The sequence below is a fragment of the Rhodococcus sp. ZPP genome, assembly GCF_017656075.1.
GTDB classification, from domain to species: Bacteria; Actinomycetota; Actinomycetes; order Mycobacteriales; family Mycobacteriaceae; genus Rhodococcus_F; species Rhodococcus_F oxybenzonivorans.
Genome location: NZ_CP058638.1, coordinates 6,675,780 through 6,691,457, shown reverse-complemented (window position 1 = coordinate 6,691,457; position 15,678 = coordinate 6,675,780). Strand labels below are relative to the sequence as shown.

Genomic DNA, 15,678 nt, shown 5'->3' with positions numbered 1-15,678 from the left:
GTCTGTCCCGTTTCGACCCCTTTCCCCGTTTGACGCAGTGGGCCGACAATCGGTTCCCCCGGACCGAAAGTCGCGTGGCGGCGTTGGTGCAGGACAGCTAACCGCTGTTCCGGAGCGCGGTGGCCAGCCCGTTCATCGTGAGCTGGATACCGCGGCGGGTCTGGTCGCTGTCGTCGCCGGCGCGGTATCGGCGCAGCAACTCCACCTGAAGGTGGTTCAGTGGTTCGAGGTACGGGAAGCGATTGTGCACCGACCGTTCGAGCCCCGGGTTGTCGGCGAACAACGTGTCGTTTCCGGTGATCGTCTTGTACATCCGGATGGTGCGTTCGTGCTCCTCGGTGATCTTCCCGAACACCCGTTGCCGCAGCCCCTCGTCGGGAACCAACTCCGAATACCGTGCCGCCAGACCCATGTCGGATTTGGACATCACCATCGCCAGGTTCGACAGGACCGTGCGGAAGAAGGGCCACGTGTCATAGAGCCGTGACAGCGTGGCGACCTTCTCGGGGTCGCCGGCAGTCCACTGCTCGAACGCGGAGCCGGTGCCGTACCACCCTGGCAGCATCACCCGCGACTGGCTCCAGGACAGCACCCAGGGGATCGCGCGCAGGTCGGCGATCGACGTCGTCTGCTTCCGGGACGCGGGCCGGCTGCCGATGTTGAGTGCCCCGATCTCCGCGACGGGCGTCGACATCTCGAAGTACTGAACGAATCCTGGTGTGTCATGGACGAGTTCGCTGTACGCACGGCGCGCGAGTGCGGCGAGTTCGTCGAGGACGCGATAGGCGGGTTCGGCGGCGGCGCCGAGTCCCTCCACGTCGAGCAGGGTGGCCTCGAGGGTTGCCGCGAGAAGGGTTTCGAGGTTGCGTTGCGCGAGGCGGGGTTCCGCGTACTTGGCGGCGATCACCTCGCCCTGCTCGGTGATCCGCAGCGAGCCTGCGACGGCTCCCGGCGGTTGCGCGAGGATCGCCTCGTAGCTGGGTCCACCGCCACGCCCGACGGTGCCACCGCGACCGTGGAAGAGGCGCAATCGTATTCCCGTTTTCCGGGCCGCCTCCACCAGATCGAGCTCGGCCCGGTACAGCGCCCAGTTCGCAGCGAGATACCCACCGTCCTTGTTGGAGTCGGAGTATCCGAGCATCACTTCCTGCGAGTCGCCCCGGGACGCCACGAGGGCCCGGTAGAGCGGAATCGCGAGGGTCGCCTCGAGCGTGGATGCGCCGTGCTGGAGGTCCTCGATCGTCTCGAAGAGCGGCACGATCCCCACCGGACACGACGGGTTCTCCCCTGGGCCGGGATCGAACAGCCCCACTTCCTTGAGCAGGATCGCCGCCTCGAGCATGTCGCTGACCGAGGTACACATACTGATGATGTAGTTGGGCACCGCTCCGGACCCGAGCGTCCGCACCGCCTCGGCCCCGGCCTCGAGTATGGCGAGCTCCTTGGTGGTCAGTTCGCTGAACTCCGCCTTTGCTGCCGTCAGTGGGCGCCTCGTCGAGAGCTCCGCGGTGAGCAACTCGACCCGTTCGTCCTCGGACAACGACGTGTAGTCGGGATGCACCCCGGCCCAGGCGAGCAGCTCGGCGACGACCGTTTCGTGCACCTCCGAGTTCTGCCGCATGTCGAGGCCCGAGAGATGGAACCCGAACACGTCCACCGATTCGCGGAGGCGGGCGAGGCCGTCGTCGGCGATCGTGCCGTCGCCACCGCGCCGCAGGGACTCGTCGACCACATCGAGCTCGTGGAGCATTTCCCGCGGTGAGTCGTAGGGCGCAAGCCCGAGGTCGAGGGCGTACGCGGGCACCTCCCCGAGGATACGGAGCGCGGTGGCGGTCAGGCGGCCGCGGATCCCGCGGACCGCACGCCGGTACGGCTCGTCGGCACGGAACGGCGAGTCGTCCTTCGAGGCCGCTGCCAGAAGGTCGAGGTCGGGAGTGACCGTTACCAGGCGGGCAGACATCGACAGTTCCCGTTCGAGCGTCGCCAGTTCGCACAGATGATGCTCGACGGCGGTTGCGGCGGCGCGGCTCGTCGCCTGCCTTACGACGTCCGCGGTGACGTTGGGATTGCCGTCCCGGTCGCCACCGATCCACGACCCCGGCCGGAGAATCGGTTCCCGCCCGAGATCGGTGTCGGGCCACCGAGCTTGGAGAGCGTTGCGGAGTTCGGCATTGATCGTGGGCACGACCTCGAAGAGCGCGGCGTCGTAGTAGCGCAGCCCGACTTCGATCTCGTCCTGAATACGCAAGCGGGACAGCCGGATCAGTGCGGTCTGCCACAGGGTGAGGATTTGGCGCCGAAGCCGCACGTCGACGTCGGCGATTTCCGACTCGGTGAGCGCGGTCCGCTCCCGGAAGCGCATCAACTCAGTGATCCGCGTCTGGGTGTCGAACACCGTCCGTCGACGTGTTTCGGTGGGGTGGGCGGTGATCACCGGTGAGACGAGCGCCCCACGTAGGGCTGTCGCGACCACTTCTCGGTCGAGGTCGGCGGCATCGAGCTTCGCGAACGTGGCCGCGAGAGTGCTGTCGGGAGCCGGTTCGCCTGCTGCCACGTGCACAGCCCGCCGACGTTCCCGGTGAATGTCCTCGGCAAGATTTGCCAGAAGAGCGAAATGGCTGAAGGCGCGGATGACGGGGATGGTGTCCCCGGTGGCGACCTGCGTGAACATGTCGGCCAGTTCGGCGCGGTCGATTTCCGAACGCCGAACACGGAACGATTCGACCCGGGCCTTCTCCACGAGATCGAAGATGTCGTCGCCGGCCTGTTCGCGCACGATCTGACCGAGGATGCCGCCGAGCAGCCGAATGTCTTCGCGGAGTGGTTCGGTGGCTTCACGGGGGGTTTCGGTCATGCACCCAGTATCAACTGCCACTGCGGGGTCCGCATGGTGAAACTGCGGGGTCCGCAGGGTGACGGCTGATCAGCCGAACTTGATCTCCAGGCCGATGCCGATGATCGAGATCAACCAGATCAGGCCGGTGAAGACGGTGAGGCGGTCGAGGTTCTTCTCAACCACGGTGGAACCGGACAGGCTCGACTGGACGCCGCCGCCGAAGAGGCTGGACAACCCGCCGCCCTTACCGCGGTGCAGGAGCACCAACAGAATCAGCAGCAAGCTGGTGGCAACCAGCAAGATATCCAGGAACAGTTCCATGTCTGTCTACGTCCACCCATCGAGTAGCAACAACTACGACCTCGTACACCCTACAGGCGCTCCGCGCTCGTGCGCCTTTCTGGTAGCGGTGGCTACCAGAAAGGCGCACGAGCGCCGGAGGCGCCTCAGGGCAGGGGCCCGCCGGCAGCGATCGCCGACAGCGTCGCGAACTCGTCGGCCTTGAGTGAAGCGCCGCCCACGAGGGCGCCGTCCACATCGGACTGCCCGACGATCTCGCCGACGTTCTTGGCGTTGACGCTTCCGCCGTAGAGCACACGGACCGTGGAGGCCACCGCAGGGGTGGCCAGTTCGCCGAGGGCGGCGCGGACCGCAGCACAGACTTCCTGGGCGTCCGACGCACTGGCGACCCGGCCGGTGCCGATGGCCCACACCGGCTCGTACGCAATGACGACCTTGGCGACGTCTTCGGCGGACAGCCCGGCGAGCGAGCCCCGCAACTGTTCGACGTTGTACGCCACGTGCTCGCCGGCCTCACGGATGTTGAGGCCCTCACCGATGCAGACGATCGGGGTGAGCCCGTTCTTCAGTGCTGCCTTGGTCTTGGCCAGCACAGTGTCGTTGTCCTCACCGTGCAGGGTCCTACGCTCGGAGTGTCCGACGACGACGAACGTGCACCCCAGCTTGGCCAGCATGGAACCGCTGATCTCGCCGGTGAAGGCACCCGAGTCGTGCGCCGACACGTCCTGCGCCCCGTAGGTGAGCAGGAGCTTGTCACCCTCGACGAGGGTTTGGACACTGCGGATGTCGGTGAACGGTGGGAGCAGCGTCACGTCGACCTTGTCGAAATACTTGTCCGGCAGCGAGAAGGCAATCTTCTGAACCAGCGCGATCGCCTCGAAATGGTTCAGATTCATCTTCCAGTTGCCGGCGATCAGCGGCTTGCGCGCCATCAGCCCTCCAGAACCGAGATGCCGGGCAGTTCCTTGCCCTCGAGATATTCGAGGGAGGCTCCACCACCAGTCGAGATATGCGAGAAGCCGTCCTCGGGGAGATCCAGCTGACGCACCGCGGCCGCGGAGTCGCCGCCACCGACGACGCTGAAGGCGCCCTTGCCGGTGGCCTCGATGATGGCCTCGGCAACACCCTTGGTGCCCGCCGAGAACTTCTCGAACTCGAACACACCCATCGGGCCGTTCCAGAACACCGTCTTCGCGCTGGTGAGGATCGCCGCGAATCGGCGCACCGACTGCGGTCCGATGTCGAGGCCCATCCAGCCGTCCGGGATCTCGAGTACCGACACGGTCTTGGACTCGGCATCCGCCGAGAAGGAGTCCGCGATCACCACGTCCTGCGGGATGTGAATGACGTCGGCGTACCGGTCGAGTAGCCCCTTGCACGTCTCGATCATCGACTCCTCGCACAGCGAGTTGCCCACCGAGACGCCCTGCGCGGCCAGGAACGTGTAGAACATGCCGCCACCGATGACGAGGGTGTCGACCTTGGGGGCCAATGCCTCGATCACCGCGAGCTTGTCCGACACCTTCGACCCGCCGAGCACCACCGCGTACGGCCGTTCGGCGTCCTGGGTCAGCTTGCCGAGAACCTCGACCTCCGCGGCGACGAGTGTGCCCGCATAATGCGGAAGCAACTTGGCCACGTCGTAGACGGACGCCTGCGCGCGATGGACGACACCGAAGCCGTCGGAGACGAAAGCACCGTCGTCTCCGACGAGCTCGACGAGCGCCTCGGCGAGCTTGGTGCGCTCCGCCTCGTCCTTGCTCGTCTCGCGCGCGTCGAAGCGGATGTTCTCGAGCAGGAGCACGTCGCCGTCCGTGAGACCCTCGGAGCGGGCCAGAGCGTCCTGGCCGACGACGTCCCCGGCGAGCTGGACGTTGCGGCCGAGTACCTCCGCCAGCTTCACTGCCACGGGTGCGAGCGAGAACTTCGGATCGGGCTTGCCGTCGGGACGGCCCAGGTGGGCGGTGACGATGACCTTGGCCCCGGCTTCCGCCAACGCCTTCAAGGTGGGGGCGGACGCGATGATGCGGCCGGGATCGGTGATCTTGTCACCGTCGAGCGGAACGTTGAGGTCAGAGCGCACCAGCACGGTGCGACCCTCCACCCCAGCGTTCAGCAGATCCTGGAGAGTCTGAACTGCCACTGTTATCTGACCTTTGCTCAGAGAGACTTGGCGACGAGACCGATGAGGTCGGCCAAGCGGTTGGAGTAGCCCCACTCGTTGTCGTACCAGGACACGACCTTCGCCTGATCCTCGATGACCTTGGTGAGTCCCGAATCGAAGATGGACGAGTGCGGATCGGTGACGATGTCGGAGGACACGATCGGCGCGTCGGTGTACTTCAGGATGCCCTTGAGCGGTCCCTCGGCCGCAGCCTTCATCGCGGCGTTGATGTCCTCGACGCTCGCCGACTTCTTCAGGTTTGCGGTGAGGTCGGTGACCGAACCCGTGGGGATCGGCACGCGCAGCGCGTAGCCGTCCAGCTTGCCGAGGAGCTGCGGAAGCACGAGGCCGATCGCCTTGGCCGCACCGGTACCGGTGGGAACCACGTTGAGAGCGGCGGCGCGGGCCCGACGCAGGTCGCTGTGCGGGCCGTCCTGCAGGTTCTGGTCCTGGGTGTAGGCGTGAACCGTGGTCATGAGCCCCTTGACGATGCCGAACTCGTCGTCGAGCACCTTGGCGATGGGCCCGAGGCAGTTGGTGGTGCACGAGGCGTTAGAGATGATGTTCTGGCTGCCGTCGTACTTGTCGTCGTTGACGCCCATCACGATGGTGATGTCCTCGCCCTTGGCCGGGGCGGAGATGATGACCTTCTTGGCTCCGGCGTCGAGGTGACCCTTCGCCTTCGCGGCGTCGGTGAAGATACCGGTGGACTCGACGACGACGTCGACGCCAAGGTCACCCCACGGAAGTGCCGCGGGACCTTCCTTGATCGCGAGAGCCTTGATCTTCTGGCTTCCGACCACGATCGTGTCTTCACCCTCGAGCGAGACGTCGTGCGGAAGACGACCCAGGATGGAGTCGTACTTCAGGAGATGCGCGAGCGTTGCGTTGTCCGTGAGGTCGTTGACCGCCACAATCTCGATGTCGGTGGTTCCGAGCGCCTTCTGCGCATCCACCGCCCTGAAGAAGTTACGCCCGATACGGCCGAAACCGTTTACGCCTACCCGGACAGTCACAATCTGCTCCTTTGCGCATGATTCTGGTGTACAGCTCTGCTGCTCCCGCACCACTCGAATCCACGTGTGCATGGCCGGGCGCGAGGGTCCATCGGTCGATGTGATTCTTACCCTAGTGCTCAGGATCGCCCGGCGCGCACTCCACCCACGCACACCACAGTCCCGCACTCCGGCAAACGGGACCGTGGGCGGGCCGGACAGCTACGCGTCGTCGAGAAGGTCTGCGGTGACGGCCGACTCGGTGTCGGGGATCCCGGTTTCCTTGGCTTTGCGGTCCGCCATGGACAAAAGACGCCGAATTCGCCCTGCGACAGCGTCCTTCGTCATCGGCGGGTCGGCGAGCTGGCCGAGCTCTTCCAGCGACGCCTGCCGGTGCTCGACGCGCAGATGCCCGGCCGCCGCCAGGTGGTCCGGCACCTCGTCGCCCAAAATCTGGAGGGCCCGCTCGACGCGGGCTGCGGCTGCCACTGCCGCACGGGCGGAGCGCCGCAGGTTCGCGTCGTCGAAGTTGGCCAGCCGGTTGGCGGTGGCCCGAACCTCACGGCGCATCCGGCGTTCTTCCCACACGAGGCGGGTGTCCTGCGCCCCCATCCGCGTGAGCAGAGCCCCGATAGCCTCGCCGTCGCGAATGACGACACGGTCGGTGCCGCGGACCTCCCGCGCTTTCGCCGAGATCCCGAGCCGGCGAGCGGCGCCGACGAGCGCGAGCGCGGCCTCCGGACCGGGGCAGCTGACTTCGAGTGCCGAGGACCGTCCCGGTTCGGTGAGCGAGCCGTGCGCGAGGAACGCACCTCGCCACGCCGCCTCCGCGTCGGCGACACTGCCGCCGACGACCTGGGCCGGCAGACCGCGCACTGGACGTCCCCGCAGGTCGAGGAGCCCCGTTTGACGGGCGAGGGCCTCACCCTCCTTCGCAACACGCACGATGTACCGCGACGACTTCCGGAGTCCCCCGGCGCTGAGGACATGGACGTCGGCGCTGTAGGTGAACAGGTCGAAAATTTCCCGGCGTAGTCGCCGAGCCGTGGAGCCGAGGTCGACTTCGGCCTCCACCACCACACGACCACCGACGATGTGCAATCCCCCGGCGAACCGCAGCAGCGACGAAACCTCGGCCTTCCGGCAACTCACATGAGTGACGACGAGACGACTGAGTTCGTCTTTGACCTCTGCTGTCATTGCCACGAAGCGCTCTCCCTTTCCTCTGGTGTCTCGGCCACAACGCTCCCCCGAGACCCCGGGTCGGGGCCGCTCCAGAGCTGTTCGAGAACGGACGCAAGTTTGCCTGCATGGTGCGTGTGGGTGCCGTGTTCCGACACGTCGGCGTAGACGACGCGGGCCCGGAACTGCTCCGCGGCGCGGTCGAGATGCTCGCGTTCCCGGCCCGGGGGGACGGACGCGGAATCGACGACCACGAAGTCGACGGTGAGCCCCGGTGCGTGCCGGGACAGGACGTGTAAGTGCCGTTCCGTGGAGAAACCTGCGGTCTCACCCGGCTCCGGCGCGAGGTTGAGCACCAGAACCTTCCGGGCGACGGTCGCGATCAGCGTTTCGAGAAGTTCGGGTACCAGGACGTGCGGGATGACACTGGAAAACCACGATCCCGGACCGAGGACCACCATGTCGGCGGCCTCGATCGCTCGCACCGCGTCGGGACATGCCGGTGGGTTCGCGGGCAGCAACCGAACGCGGCGCACCTTGCCCGGGGTGGTCGCGACCGCGACCTGCCCGCGGATGCAGCGGCTGACTCGTGGGTCGGCCTCGAGGCCTTGCACATCGGCTTCGATATCGAGTGCGATCGGCGACATCGGCAGCACCCGGCCGTCGATGCGGAGCAGCCGGGCGAGTTCGTCCAAAGCGGCAACGGGGTCGCCGAGAACTTCGGTCAGGCCCGCCAGCATGAGATTTCCCACCGAATGCCCGGCCAGAGCGCCGATACCCCCGAACCGGTGCTGGATGGTGTCCGTCCAGTCCTGCACGTCCGGGTCGTCCGCAGCGAGCGCCGCCAGCGCCATCCGGAGATCTCCGGGTGGGATGACGCCCAGTTCCGCGCGCAGGCGACCCGACGAACCTCCGTCGTCGGCGACGGTGACGACGGCGGTGACGTTCCGGCTGAGTCGGCGCGCCGCACTCAGCGTGGCGAAAAGCCCATGACCTCCGCCGAGCGCGACCACTGCGGGATAGGCGTGCTCCGCCGTCATTCGCGCCCCAGATCACGGTGGACGACACGCACGCCGAGCCCGGAGTCGTTTCCGAGCCGGCCTGCCAAGGCCTCGGACATCGCGACACTGCGATGCTTACCGCCGGTGCAACCCACCGCGATGGTCATGTAACGCTTCCCCTCCCGACGATATCCCGCGATCGTCAGATCCAGCAGATGGTGATAGGTGGTCAGATAGTCGTCCGCGCCGTCCTGCGACAACACGTAGTCCCGCACGTCCGGGCTCTGCCCCGTGTGCGGGCGCAGTTCGGGGATCCAGTGCGGATTGGGAAGAAACCGGACGTCGCAGACCAGGTCCGCGTCCATCGGAAGACCGTACTTGAAACCGAACGACTGGACCGTCACCTGCATCGTGCGGTGCTCGGCGTCCCCGAAGGCGTCTTCGATCTTCTGCCTCAGCTGGTGCGCGGCGAGGGACGAGGTGTCGATCACCAGATCCGCGGCGGCCTTGACCTTGGCGAGTTGGTCGCGCTCGGCGGCGATGCCCTCGGACAGGGTTCCCTGGGCGCCGCCCCCGGACAGCGGATGACTTCGCCGAACCTGCTCGAAGCGGCGCACCAACACCTCGTCGGACGCATCGAGGTACAGCACCCGGGTGTGCACCGGCTTGTACTCCAGCTCGGTGAGAACCCAGCCGAGGTCTCCGGTGAACAGCCTGCTGCGCACGTCGATGACCACCGCGAGGCGTTCGAGTCGCGAATCGGATTCCAGACTCAGATCCACCATGCGGGAGATCAGTTCCGGTGGCAGATTGTCGGCGACGTACCACCCGAGGTCTTCGAGAACCTTCGCGGCGGTTTGCAATCCCGCCCCCGAAAGCCCGGTGACGAGAAGGAAGTCCATCGGCCGAACCGTGGGTGGACGGTCGCTCTGCGCGTGCTGATCGTTCACTCGACACCTGTCCGTTGCGAAGCGTGTAGCCCTACTGTGTCGCGGTGTGCCGGCGGCTCCTGCTCTGCGGCCGGGTCCTGCTGTGCTGCCGTATCGTGCCGGATGTCTGCGCCGTTCTCTTCTGTGATGCCGGTTCCATTGCGATCGGGTTCATCATCCCCCACTCCCGCCACCGCCGCAGACAGTTCCCCGGCCCCGAGGGCGCTGAGGACGGCCTTCGCCGTGGTCGTGCCGATCCCGGGCACCGCCGTGATCTCCTCGACAGTGGCCTGCTTGAGGCGGGCGACAGAGCCGAAATGGGTGACCAGCGCCTTGCGGCGGGTATCGCCGAGACCGCGTACGGAGTCGAGCGCCGATGCCGTCATCCGGCGCGAGCGCTTGCTGCGGTGGAAGGTGATGGCGAAACGGTGCGCTTCGTCCCGCACCCGCTGCAGGAGGTACAGGGACTCACTGGTCCGGGGCAGGATCACCGGATCCTCCTCCCCCGGTACCCAGACCTCTTCGAGTCGCTTGGCGAGCCCTATCACCGCGACATCGGTGATGCCGAGTTCCTCGAGAACGGCGGATGCGGCCGCCACCTGCGGCGCACCCCCATCCACCACGAAAAGGTTGGGCGGATACGCAAAGCGTCGCGGACGCTCGGTCTGAGGGTCGATCGCCGCCTCGGGTGCGAGATCGCCGCCTTCGGAGCCTTCACCCGCCGCCTCTGCCTCCGCCCTCAGCACACCGACGTCGCGGTTGTGCCGCAGGAAACGCCTGCGGGTGACCTCGGCGATACTCGCGACGTCGTCGGAGCGGCCGTCGCCGGCGGCCTCCTTGATCGCGTAGTGGCGGTAGTCGGACTTGCGGGGCAAGCCGTCCTCGAAGACGACGAGTGATGCCACGACGTCCGTGCCCTGCACGTGGCTGATGTCGACACACTCGATGCGCAGGGGCGCGGAATCCAGATCGAGAGCCTCCTGGATCCCCTGTAGTGCAGCCGACCGGGAGGTGAAGTCACCAGCGCGTCGCAGCTTGTGTTGCGCCAGCGCCTCCTGCGCATTGCGCTGCACCGTCTCGGCGAGGGCCTTCTTGTCGCCGCGCTGCGGCACACGCACCCGGACTCCTGATCCACGCAACCCGCTCAGCCACTCCTGCACCTGCTCGGTGTCGTGTGGCAGCACCGGGACGAGCACCTCTCGCGGGACGCCGTTGCTTTCGCTCTCGCCGTCGGCGCCGCCCGCCAGCGCCGCCTGCTCGCCGTAGAACTGAGTGAGGAACTGCTCGACGAGAAGCGGTAGGTCCGAGCCCGCCTCGGAATCGACCGTTGCCCAGTCGATGACGTCTCCGGCTTTTTCGACCACCCAGCCGCGCTGCCCGCGGACCCGGCCACCGCGCACGTGGAACACCTGGACCGCCGCTTCGAGTTCGTCGGTCGCGAAGGCGACGAGGTCGGCATCGGTGCCGTCGCCGAGCACCACCGCCTGCTTCTCGAGTGCCCGCCGTAGCGCGCCGACGTCGTCACGCAGCCGCGCCGCCAACTCGAAGTCCAGCTCTTCGGACGCCTTCTGCATGCGTGCCTCGAGCTCGCGGACCAGCTTGTCGGTGCGGCCGGACAGGAAGTCGCAGAAGTCCTCCACGATCTGCCGGTGTTCCGCCGCCGACACGCGCCCCACACAGGGCGCCGAGCACTTGTCGATATAGCCGAGCAGACAGGGCCTGCCGATCTGATTGTGCCGCTTGAACACTCCGGCCGAACAGGTCCGGGCCGGGAACACGCGCAGCAGCAGATCCAGGGTCTCGCGGATTGCCCACGCGTGGGAGTAGGGACCGAAATACCGCACCCCTTTACGACGCGGACCGCGGTAGACGAACAACCGCGGAAACTCCTCGTTCAACGTGACCGCGAGCACCGGGTACGTCTTGTCGTCGCGGTACCGGACGTTGAACCGCGGATCGAATTCCTTGATCCAGTTGTATTCGAGCTGGAGTGCCTCCACCTCGGTGCTCACCACGGTCCACTCGACGCTGCCCGCGGTGGTGACCATCTGACGGGTACGCGGATGCAGCGTCGTGACGTCGGCGAAATAGGAGTTCAACCGCGAACGAAGACTCTTCGCCTTCCCCACGTAGATGACCCGGCCGTGCGGATCGCGGAACTTGTATACCCCCGGCGCCACCGGAATCGTTCCGGTCGCGGGGCGATATGTCGAAGGATCGGGCACCCCTCCACGTTAGTCGGCGCCACCGACCAACCCCGCATCCGCGACGGCCGGAACAGGCCGGCCAGTCAGGACGGTGCGTACTCCGACACGAGGTCGCGGAAGCGGTGCACGGCGTCCACCGCGTAGTCGCGGTCGTTCGACTGGATCGCCATCACGGGAACGTACTCGTCGTCGGGGAGTTCTATCCGCGCCCATGCCGCGCCGTCGGGAAACGAGAGTCCCTCGTACAGGTCCCAGTCGACGATCCGTTCACCCAGGACGTTGCGGACAGCGATGCCGCGGGGGCCGACGCGCAATCGCGGACGTGTGAGCAGAAGCACCGCCCCGGCGAGCAGACACCCGATGCCGACGAAGGCCACCTGATCCGCGAGCCGGAAGTAGACGCCCGTCGAATCACCGCGCAGGAGAATGGCGAACGTCACGTGAAGGACGACCATGAGAATCGCCACGCCGATCGCGTACCGGCTCGACTTGCGTGGTCGCGAGACGAACTGCCACTCGGTTTCCGAGGAGGTCATGCGAGCGCATCTTCCGTTCGTTCCCGGCGCAGGCGCGCCAGGGTGACCGCAGTGTCGAGCGCCGCAGCGCACGCCTGCCCGCCCTTGTCCTCCACCGCACCGGGCAGGCCGCTGCGGTCGATCGCCTGCTGTTCGGTATCGGTGGTGAGAACACCGTTGCCGACGGGAGTGCTCTCGTCGAGGGACACCCTCGTCAGGCCGGCGGTCACCGCGTCGCAGACGTATTCGAAGTGCGGGGTACCGCCGCGGATCACGACACCGAGGGCGACCACGGCATCATGAGTGCGGGCCAGTTGCTGCGCGACTACCGGCAGTTCGATCGCACCGGCCACGCGCACCAGGGTGACTTTCTTCACCTTCGCGTCCGCGGCGACCCGCTGGGCACCGGCAATCAGCGCCTCCGAGATCTCCGCGTGCCAGCTTCCCGCCACGATCGCCAGCTCGAGGTCCTGAGCCTCACCGAGTTGCAGGTCAGGCAGACCTTCACCACTCACAGCAGCTCTCCCGCTTCGAAGTCGTCGAGCCCGATCAGGTCGTGCCCCATCCGGTCGCGCTTGGTGCGCAGATACGTCAGGTTCTCGGCGTTCGCGCGCAGCGGCATCGAGACACGCTCGGTGATCTGGAGGCCATAACCGTCGAGACCGACCCGCTTGGCCGGATTGTTCGTGAGCAACCGCATCGACGAGATGCCGAGATCGACAAGGATCTGCGCACCGATCCCATAGTCGCGGGCATCTGCCGGCAGACCCAGCTCGAGATTGGCATCGACGGTGTCCGACCCGGCGTCCTGCAACTGGTAGGCCTGCAGCTTGTGCATCAGTCCGATGCCGCGACCTTCGTGCCCCCGCATGTAGAGCACCACGCCGCGACCTTCCTGCGCCACCATGTCCAGCGCGGCGTCGAGCTGGGGACCACAGTCGCAGCGCAGTGACCCGAACACGTCACCGGTGAGGCACTCCGAGTGCACTCGCACCAAGACGTCGCTGCCGTCACCGTCAGGACCCGGCAGGTCGCCGCGGACGAGCGCGACGTGCTCGACGTCGTCGTAGATGCTCCGGTAGCCGACGGCGGTGAACTCGCCGTGACGGGTGGGGATCCGTGCGGCCGCGACCCGTTCGACGTGCTTTTCGTGCTTGCGACGCCAAGCGATGAGATCGGCGATGGAGATCAGCGCGAGATTGTGGTCGTCGGCGAAGACCCGCAACTCGTCGGTCTGGGCCATATGGCCCTCGTCCTTCTGGCTGACGATCTCGCAGATCACGCCCGCCGGCCGGAGGTCGGCCATCCGGGCCAGGTCGACGGCGGCCTCGGTGTGGCCGGGGCGGCGCAGCACCCCGCCCTCCTTGGCGCGCAGCGGCACGACGTGGCCGGGACGGGTGAAGTCCTGGGCTCCGCTGGACGGGTCGGCGAGCAACCGCATGGTGGCGGCGCGGTCGGATGCGGAGATCCCGGTTCCGATGCCCTCACGGGCGTCGACGGTCACCGTGTACGCCGTGCCGTGCTTGTCCTGATTGGTGGCGTACATCGGGGGCAGACCCAGCCGATCGCAGTCCGCACCGTCGAGGGGCACACACAGGTATCCGGAGGTGTATCGAACCATGAAGGCAACCAACTCGGGGGTGGCCTTCTCCGCCGCGAAGATGAGGTCTCCCTCGTTCTCCCGGTCTTCGTCGTCGACGACGACGACAGCCTTACCTGCGGCGATATCCGCAACGGCGCGCTCGATACTGTCGAACCTGGTCACGTGCTCGGTCTCCAAAGTCTTGACTTACGCATCTTCGAATACAGCAATCGCATCCGTCGGATGCTTCTCAACAGTACGACTCAGCGGCCGGCGGCTTGCAGGCGCTCCACATACTTGGCGATCACGTCGACCTCCAGATTGACGGGTGCGCCGACCGGCGCCGCTCCCAGTGTGGTCAGGTTCAGCGTGGTGGGGATCAGCGAGATTTCGAAATACTCGTCGCCGCGCTCACCACCGAGCGCCGACACGGTCAGCGATACCCCGTCGACCGTGATCGATCCCTTCTCCACTACATACTTCGAGATAGCGTCGGGCAGAGCGATCCGCACCACTTCCCAGTTGTCGGACGGGCTCCGGCTGATGATGTGACCGGTACCGTCGACGTGCCCCTGAACGAGGTGACCGCCGAGCCTGCTGTTCAGCGCTGCCGCCCGCTCGAGGTTGACCCGGCTCCCGACATCGATCTTCTGCAGACTCGACCGGTTCAAGGTCTCCTGCATGACGTCGGCCGTGAACGACCCGTCGGCGAGCACTTCGACGACGGTGAGGCACACACCGTTCACGGCAATCGAGTCTCCGTGCGACGCATCAGAAGTGACCACCGGACCGCGCACGGTGAACCGTGCGGCGTCAGCCAGCTCTTCCTTGGCGACGACCTCACCCAATTCTTCGACGATTCCGGTGAACACGGTGGCTACTCCTCGTTTTCAGGCTGACAGTGATATTCAGGGCTTGCTGGACAGGGCGGGGTGCTCCGGCAGTGCCGGAATCAAACTCAACAACAAATCGGGGCCGATTGTTTCGACGGACTCGTGGTTGAACCGCAGTGCGCCGTCGATCGTGAACACCCCCGCCTCCGACACCGCGGGCCTGCCGGCACCGAGTACCAGCGGAGCGAGGTAGGCCTGGATCCGGTCGACCCGGCCTGCGGCAAGGAAGGCACCCGCCAACCGGGGCCCACCTTCGAGCAGAACGTCGGTGTACTCGGCGAGGGCGGCGACGACGTCGTTCACATCGTGGGTGCGGAGCAGCAGCGTGGGCGCCGAGTCGTCGAGAACCCGAGCGCGCGGCGGAAGCTCGGTCCGGCCGACGACCACGCGCAGCGGTTGGTGGGCGGCGAGGGACCCGTCGGGCAGCCGAGCCGTCAACCGTGGGTCGTCGGCGAGCACGGTCCCCGTGCCGACCACGATCGCATCGAGCTTCGCGCGGTCGGCGTGGACCCGTGCTCGGGCGTCGGGACCGGTGATCCACTTGCTGGTTCCATCCGCTGCGGCACTACGGCCATCGAGGGTCGCCGCGTATTTCCAGGTGATGTGCGGCCGGCCGGTGCGTTGCCGGTGCAGCCAGGCCCGGAGCGGCCCGCGCTCGACTTCCTGGGCGCGCAGTCCGGAGGCGACGGCGACGCCGGCGGCCGCGAGAGTTTCGGCGCCACCGGCCGCCTCTGGGTTGGGATCGGCCACCGCATAGTGGACGGCCACGACCCCGGCCTCGATCAGCGCGGTGGAGCAGGGCCCCGTGCGGCCGTGGTGGTTACACGGTTCCAGAGTGACCACGACCGTGCCTCCGCGCGCCGCGTCACCCGCCTCCCGCAACGCCACGATCTCGGCGTGGGGACCGCCCGGGGGCTGGGTCATTCCCACCCCGGCGATACGCCCGCCGGCGTCGAGCACGACAGCACCGACCGCGGGGTTCGGGCTGGTGAAACCACGGGCGGACTCCGCGGCGCCGATGGCGATCAGCATCGCGGCGTCGAGGTCTGCGGCAGAATTCTCGTGGGGCACGTT

14 protein-coding genes are annotated in these 15,678 nt (G+C 66.9%); all 14 read right to left on the bottom strand.

All coding sequences use genetic code 11. The annotated features are described in order from the left end of the window. Positions 1–97: 97 nt before the first annotated feature. On the bottom strand, positions 98–2,854 hold the full coding sequence (ppc, locus tag HYG77_RS30875) for a phosphoenolpyruvate carboxylase (protein ID WP_208961489.1): 2,757 nt from the start codon (positions 2,852–2,854) through the stop codon (positions 98–100). A gap of 69 nt (positions 2,855–2,923) precedes the next feature. Beyond that, on the bottom strand, positions 2,924–3,157 hold the full coding sequence (gene secG, locus HYG77_RS30870; RefSeq protein WP_109330234.1) for a preprotein translocase subunit SecG: 234 nt from the start codon (positions 3,155–3,157) through the stop codon (positions 2,924–2,926). A 125-nt stretch (positions 3,158–3,282) separates the two neighbouring features. Beyond that, positions 3,283–4,068 carry a triose-phosphate isomerase gene (tpiA, locus tag HYG77_RS30865; protein ID WP_208961488.1) on the bottom strand — a complete coding sequence of 262 codons (786 nt, stop codon included), beginning with the start codon at positions 4,066–4,068 and terminating at the stop codon, positions 3,283–3,285. Then, a complete protein-coding gene (locus HYG77_RS30860) occupies positions 4,068–5,279 on the bottom strand; it encodes a phosphoglycerate kinase (RefSeq protein ID WP_109330238.1) in 1,212 nt (403 codons plus the stop codon). The genes tpiA and HYG77_RS30860 overlap by 1 nt, the downstream gene beginning before the upstream one ends. Before the next feature lie 17 nt (positions 5,280–5,296). After that, positions 5,297–6,316, bottom strand: coding sequence for a type I glyceraldehyde-3-phosphate dehydrogenase (gap, locus tag HYG77_RS30855; protein ID WP_109330240.1), 1,020 nt, complete (start codon positions 6,314–6,316; stop codon positions 5,297–5,299). Positions 6,317–6,517: 201 nt separating this feature from the next. Beyond that, positions 6,518–7,495: a DNA-binding protein WhiA gene (gene whiA / locus HYG77_RS30850; protein WP_201453625.1), complete on the bottom strand. Its 978-nt coding sequence runs from the start codon at positions 7,493–7,495 to the stop codon at positions 6,518–6,520. Beyond that, positions 7,492–8,517, bottom strand: a complete 1,026-nt coding sequence (gene yvcK / locus HYG77_RS30845) for a uridine diphosphate-N-acetylglucosamine-binding protein YvcK (RefSeq protein WP_109330244.1) — start codon at positions 8,515–8,517, stop codon at positions 7,492–7,494. Before yvcK ends, whiA begins: the two co-directional genes overlap by 4 nt. Continuing rightward, positions 8,514–9,380, bottom strand: a complete 867-nt coding sequence (gene rapZ / locus HYG77_RS30840) for an RNase adapter RapZ (RefSeq protein ID WP_204164970.1) — start codon at positions 9,378–9,380, stop codon at positions 8,514–8,516. Before rapZ ends, yvcK begins: the two co-directional genes overlap by 4 nt. 44 nt (positions 9,381–9,424) lie before the next feature. Then, the gene (gene uvrC / locus HYG77_RS30835; RefSeq protein WP_244373340.1) at positions 9,425–11,632 is read right to left on the bottom strand and encodes an excinuclease ABC subunit UvrC; all 2,208 of its coding nucleotides are present in this window, start codon (positions 11,630–11,632) and stop codon (positions 9,425–9,427) included. 65 nt (positions 11,633–11,697) lie between these two features. Then, positions 11,698–12,150 carry a PH domain-containing protein gene (locus tag HYG77_RS30830; protein ID WP_109330248.1) on the bottom strand — a complete coding sequence of 151 codons (453 nt, stop codon included), beginning with the start codon at positions 12,148–12,150 and terminating at the stop codon, positions 11,698–11,700. Further along, a complete protein-coding gene (gene ribH, locus HYG77_RS30825; protein ID WP_109330250.1) occupies positions 12,147–12,644 on the bottom strand; it encodes a 6,7-dimethyl-8-ribityllumazine synthase in 498 nt (165 codons plus the stop codon). Before ribH ends, HYG77_RS30830 begins: the two co-directional genes overlap by 4 nt. Next, positions 12,641–13,894: a bifunctional 3,4-dihydroxy-2-butanone-4-phosphate synthase/GTP cyclohydrolase II gene (locus HYG77_RS30820; RefSeq protein ID WP_109335132.1), complete on the bottom strand. Its 1,254-nt coding sequence runs from the start codon at positions 13,892–13,894 to the stop codon at positions 12,641–12,643. Before HYG77_RS30820 ends, ribH begins: the two co-directional genes overlap by 4 nt. Positions 13,895–13,974: 80 nt before the next feature. Next, the gene (locus tag HYG77_RS30815) at positions 13,975–14,583 is read right to left on the bottom strand and encodes a riboflavin synthase (protein WP_109330252.1); all 609 of its coding nucleotides are present in this window, start codon (positions 14,581–14,583) and stop codon (positions 13,975–13,977) included. 36 nt (positions 14,584–14,619) lie between these two features. Continuing rightward, positions 14,620–15,675, bottom strand: a complete 1,056-nt coding sequence (gene ribD / locus HYG77_RS30810; RefSeq protein ID WP_208963580.1) for a bifunctional diaminohydroxyphosphoribosylaminopyrimidine deaminase/5-amino-6-(5-phosphoribosylamino)uracil reductase RibD — start codon at positions 15,673–15,675, stop codon at positions 14,620–14,622. Positions 15,676–15,678: the final 3 nt, after the last annotated feature.

Coding starts and splice junctions, on each gene's coding strand:
- rapZ (WP_204164970.1), bottom strand. CDS start 9,380: ATGGACTTCCTTCTCGTCACCGGGCTTTCGGGGGCGGGATTGCAAACC.
- secG (WP_109330234.1), bottom strand. CDS start 3,157: ATGGAACTGTTCCTGGATATCTTGCTGGTTGCCACCAGCTTGCTGCTG.
- yvcK (WP_109330244.1), bottom strand. CDS start 8,517: ATGACGGCGGAGCACGCCTATCCCGCAGTGGTCGCGCTCGGCGGAGGT.
- whiA (WP_201453625.1), bottom strand. CDS start 7,495: ATGACAGCAGAGGTCAAAGACGAACTCAGTCGTCTCGTCGTCACTCAT.
- HYG77_RS30830 (WP_109330248.1), bottom strand. CDS start 12,150: ATGACCTCCTCGGAAACCGAGTGGCAGTTCGTCTCGCGACCACGCAAG.
- tpiA (WP_208961488.1), bottom strand. CDS start 4,068: ATGGCGCGCAAGCCGCTGATCGCCGGCAACTGGAAGATGAATCTGAAC.
- ppc (WP_208961489.1), bottom strand. CDS start 2,854: ATGACCGAAACCCCCCGTGAAGCCACCGAACCACTCCGCGAAGACATT.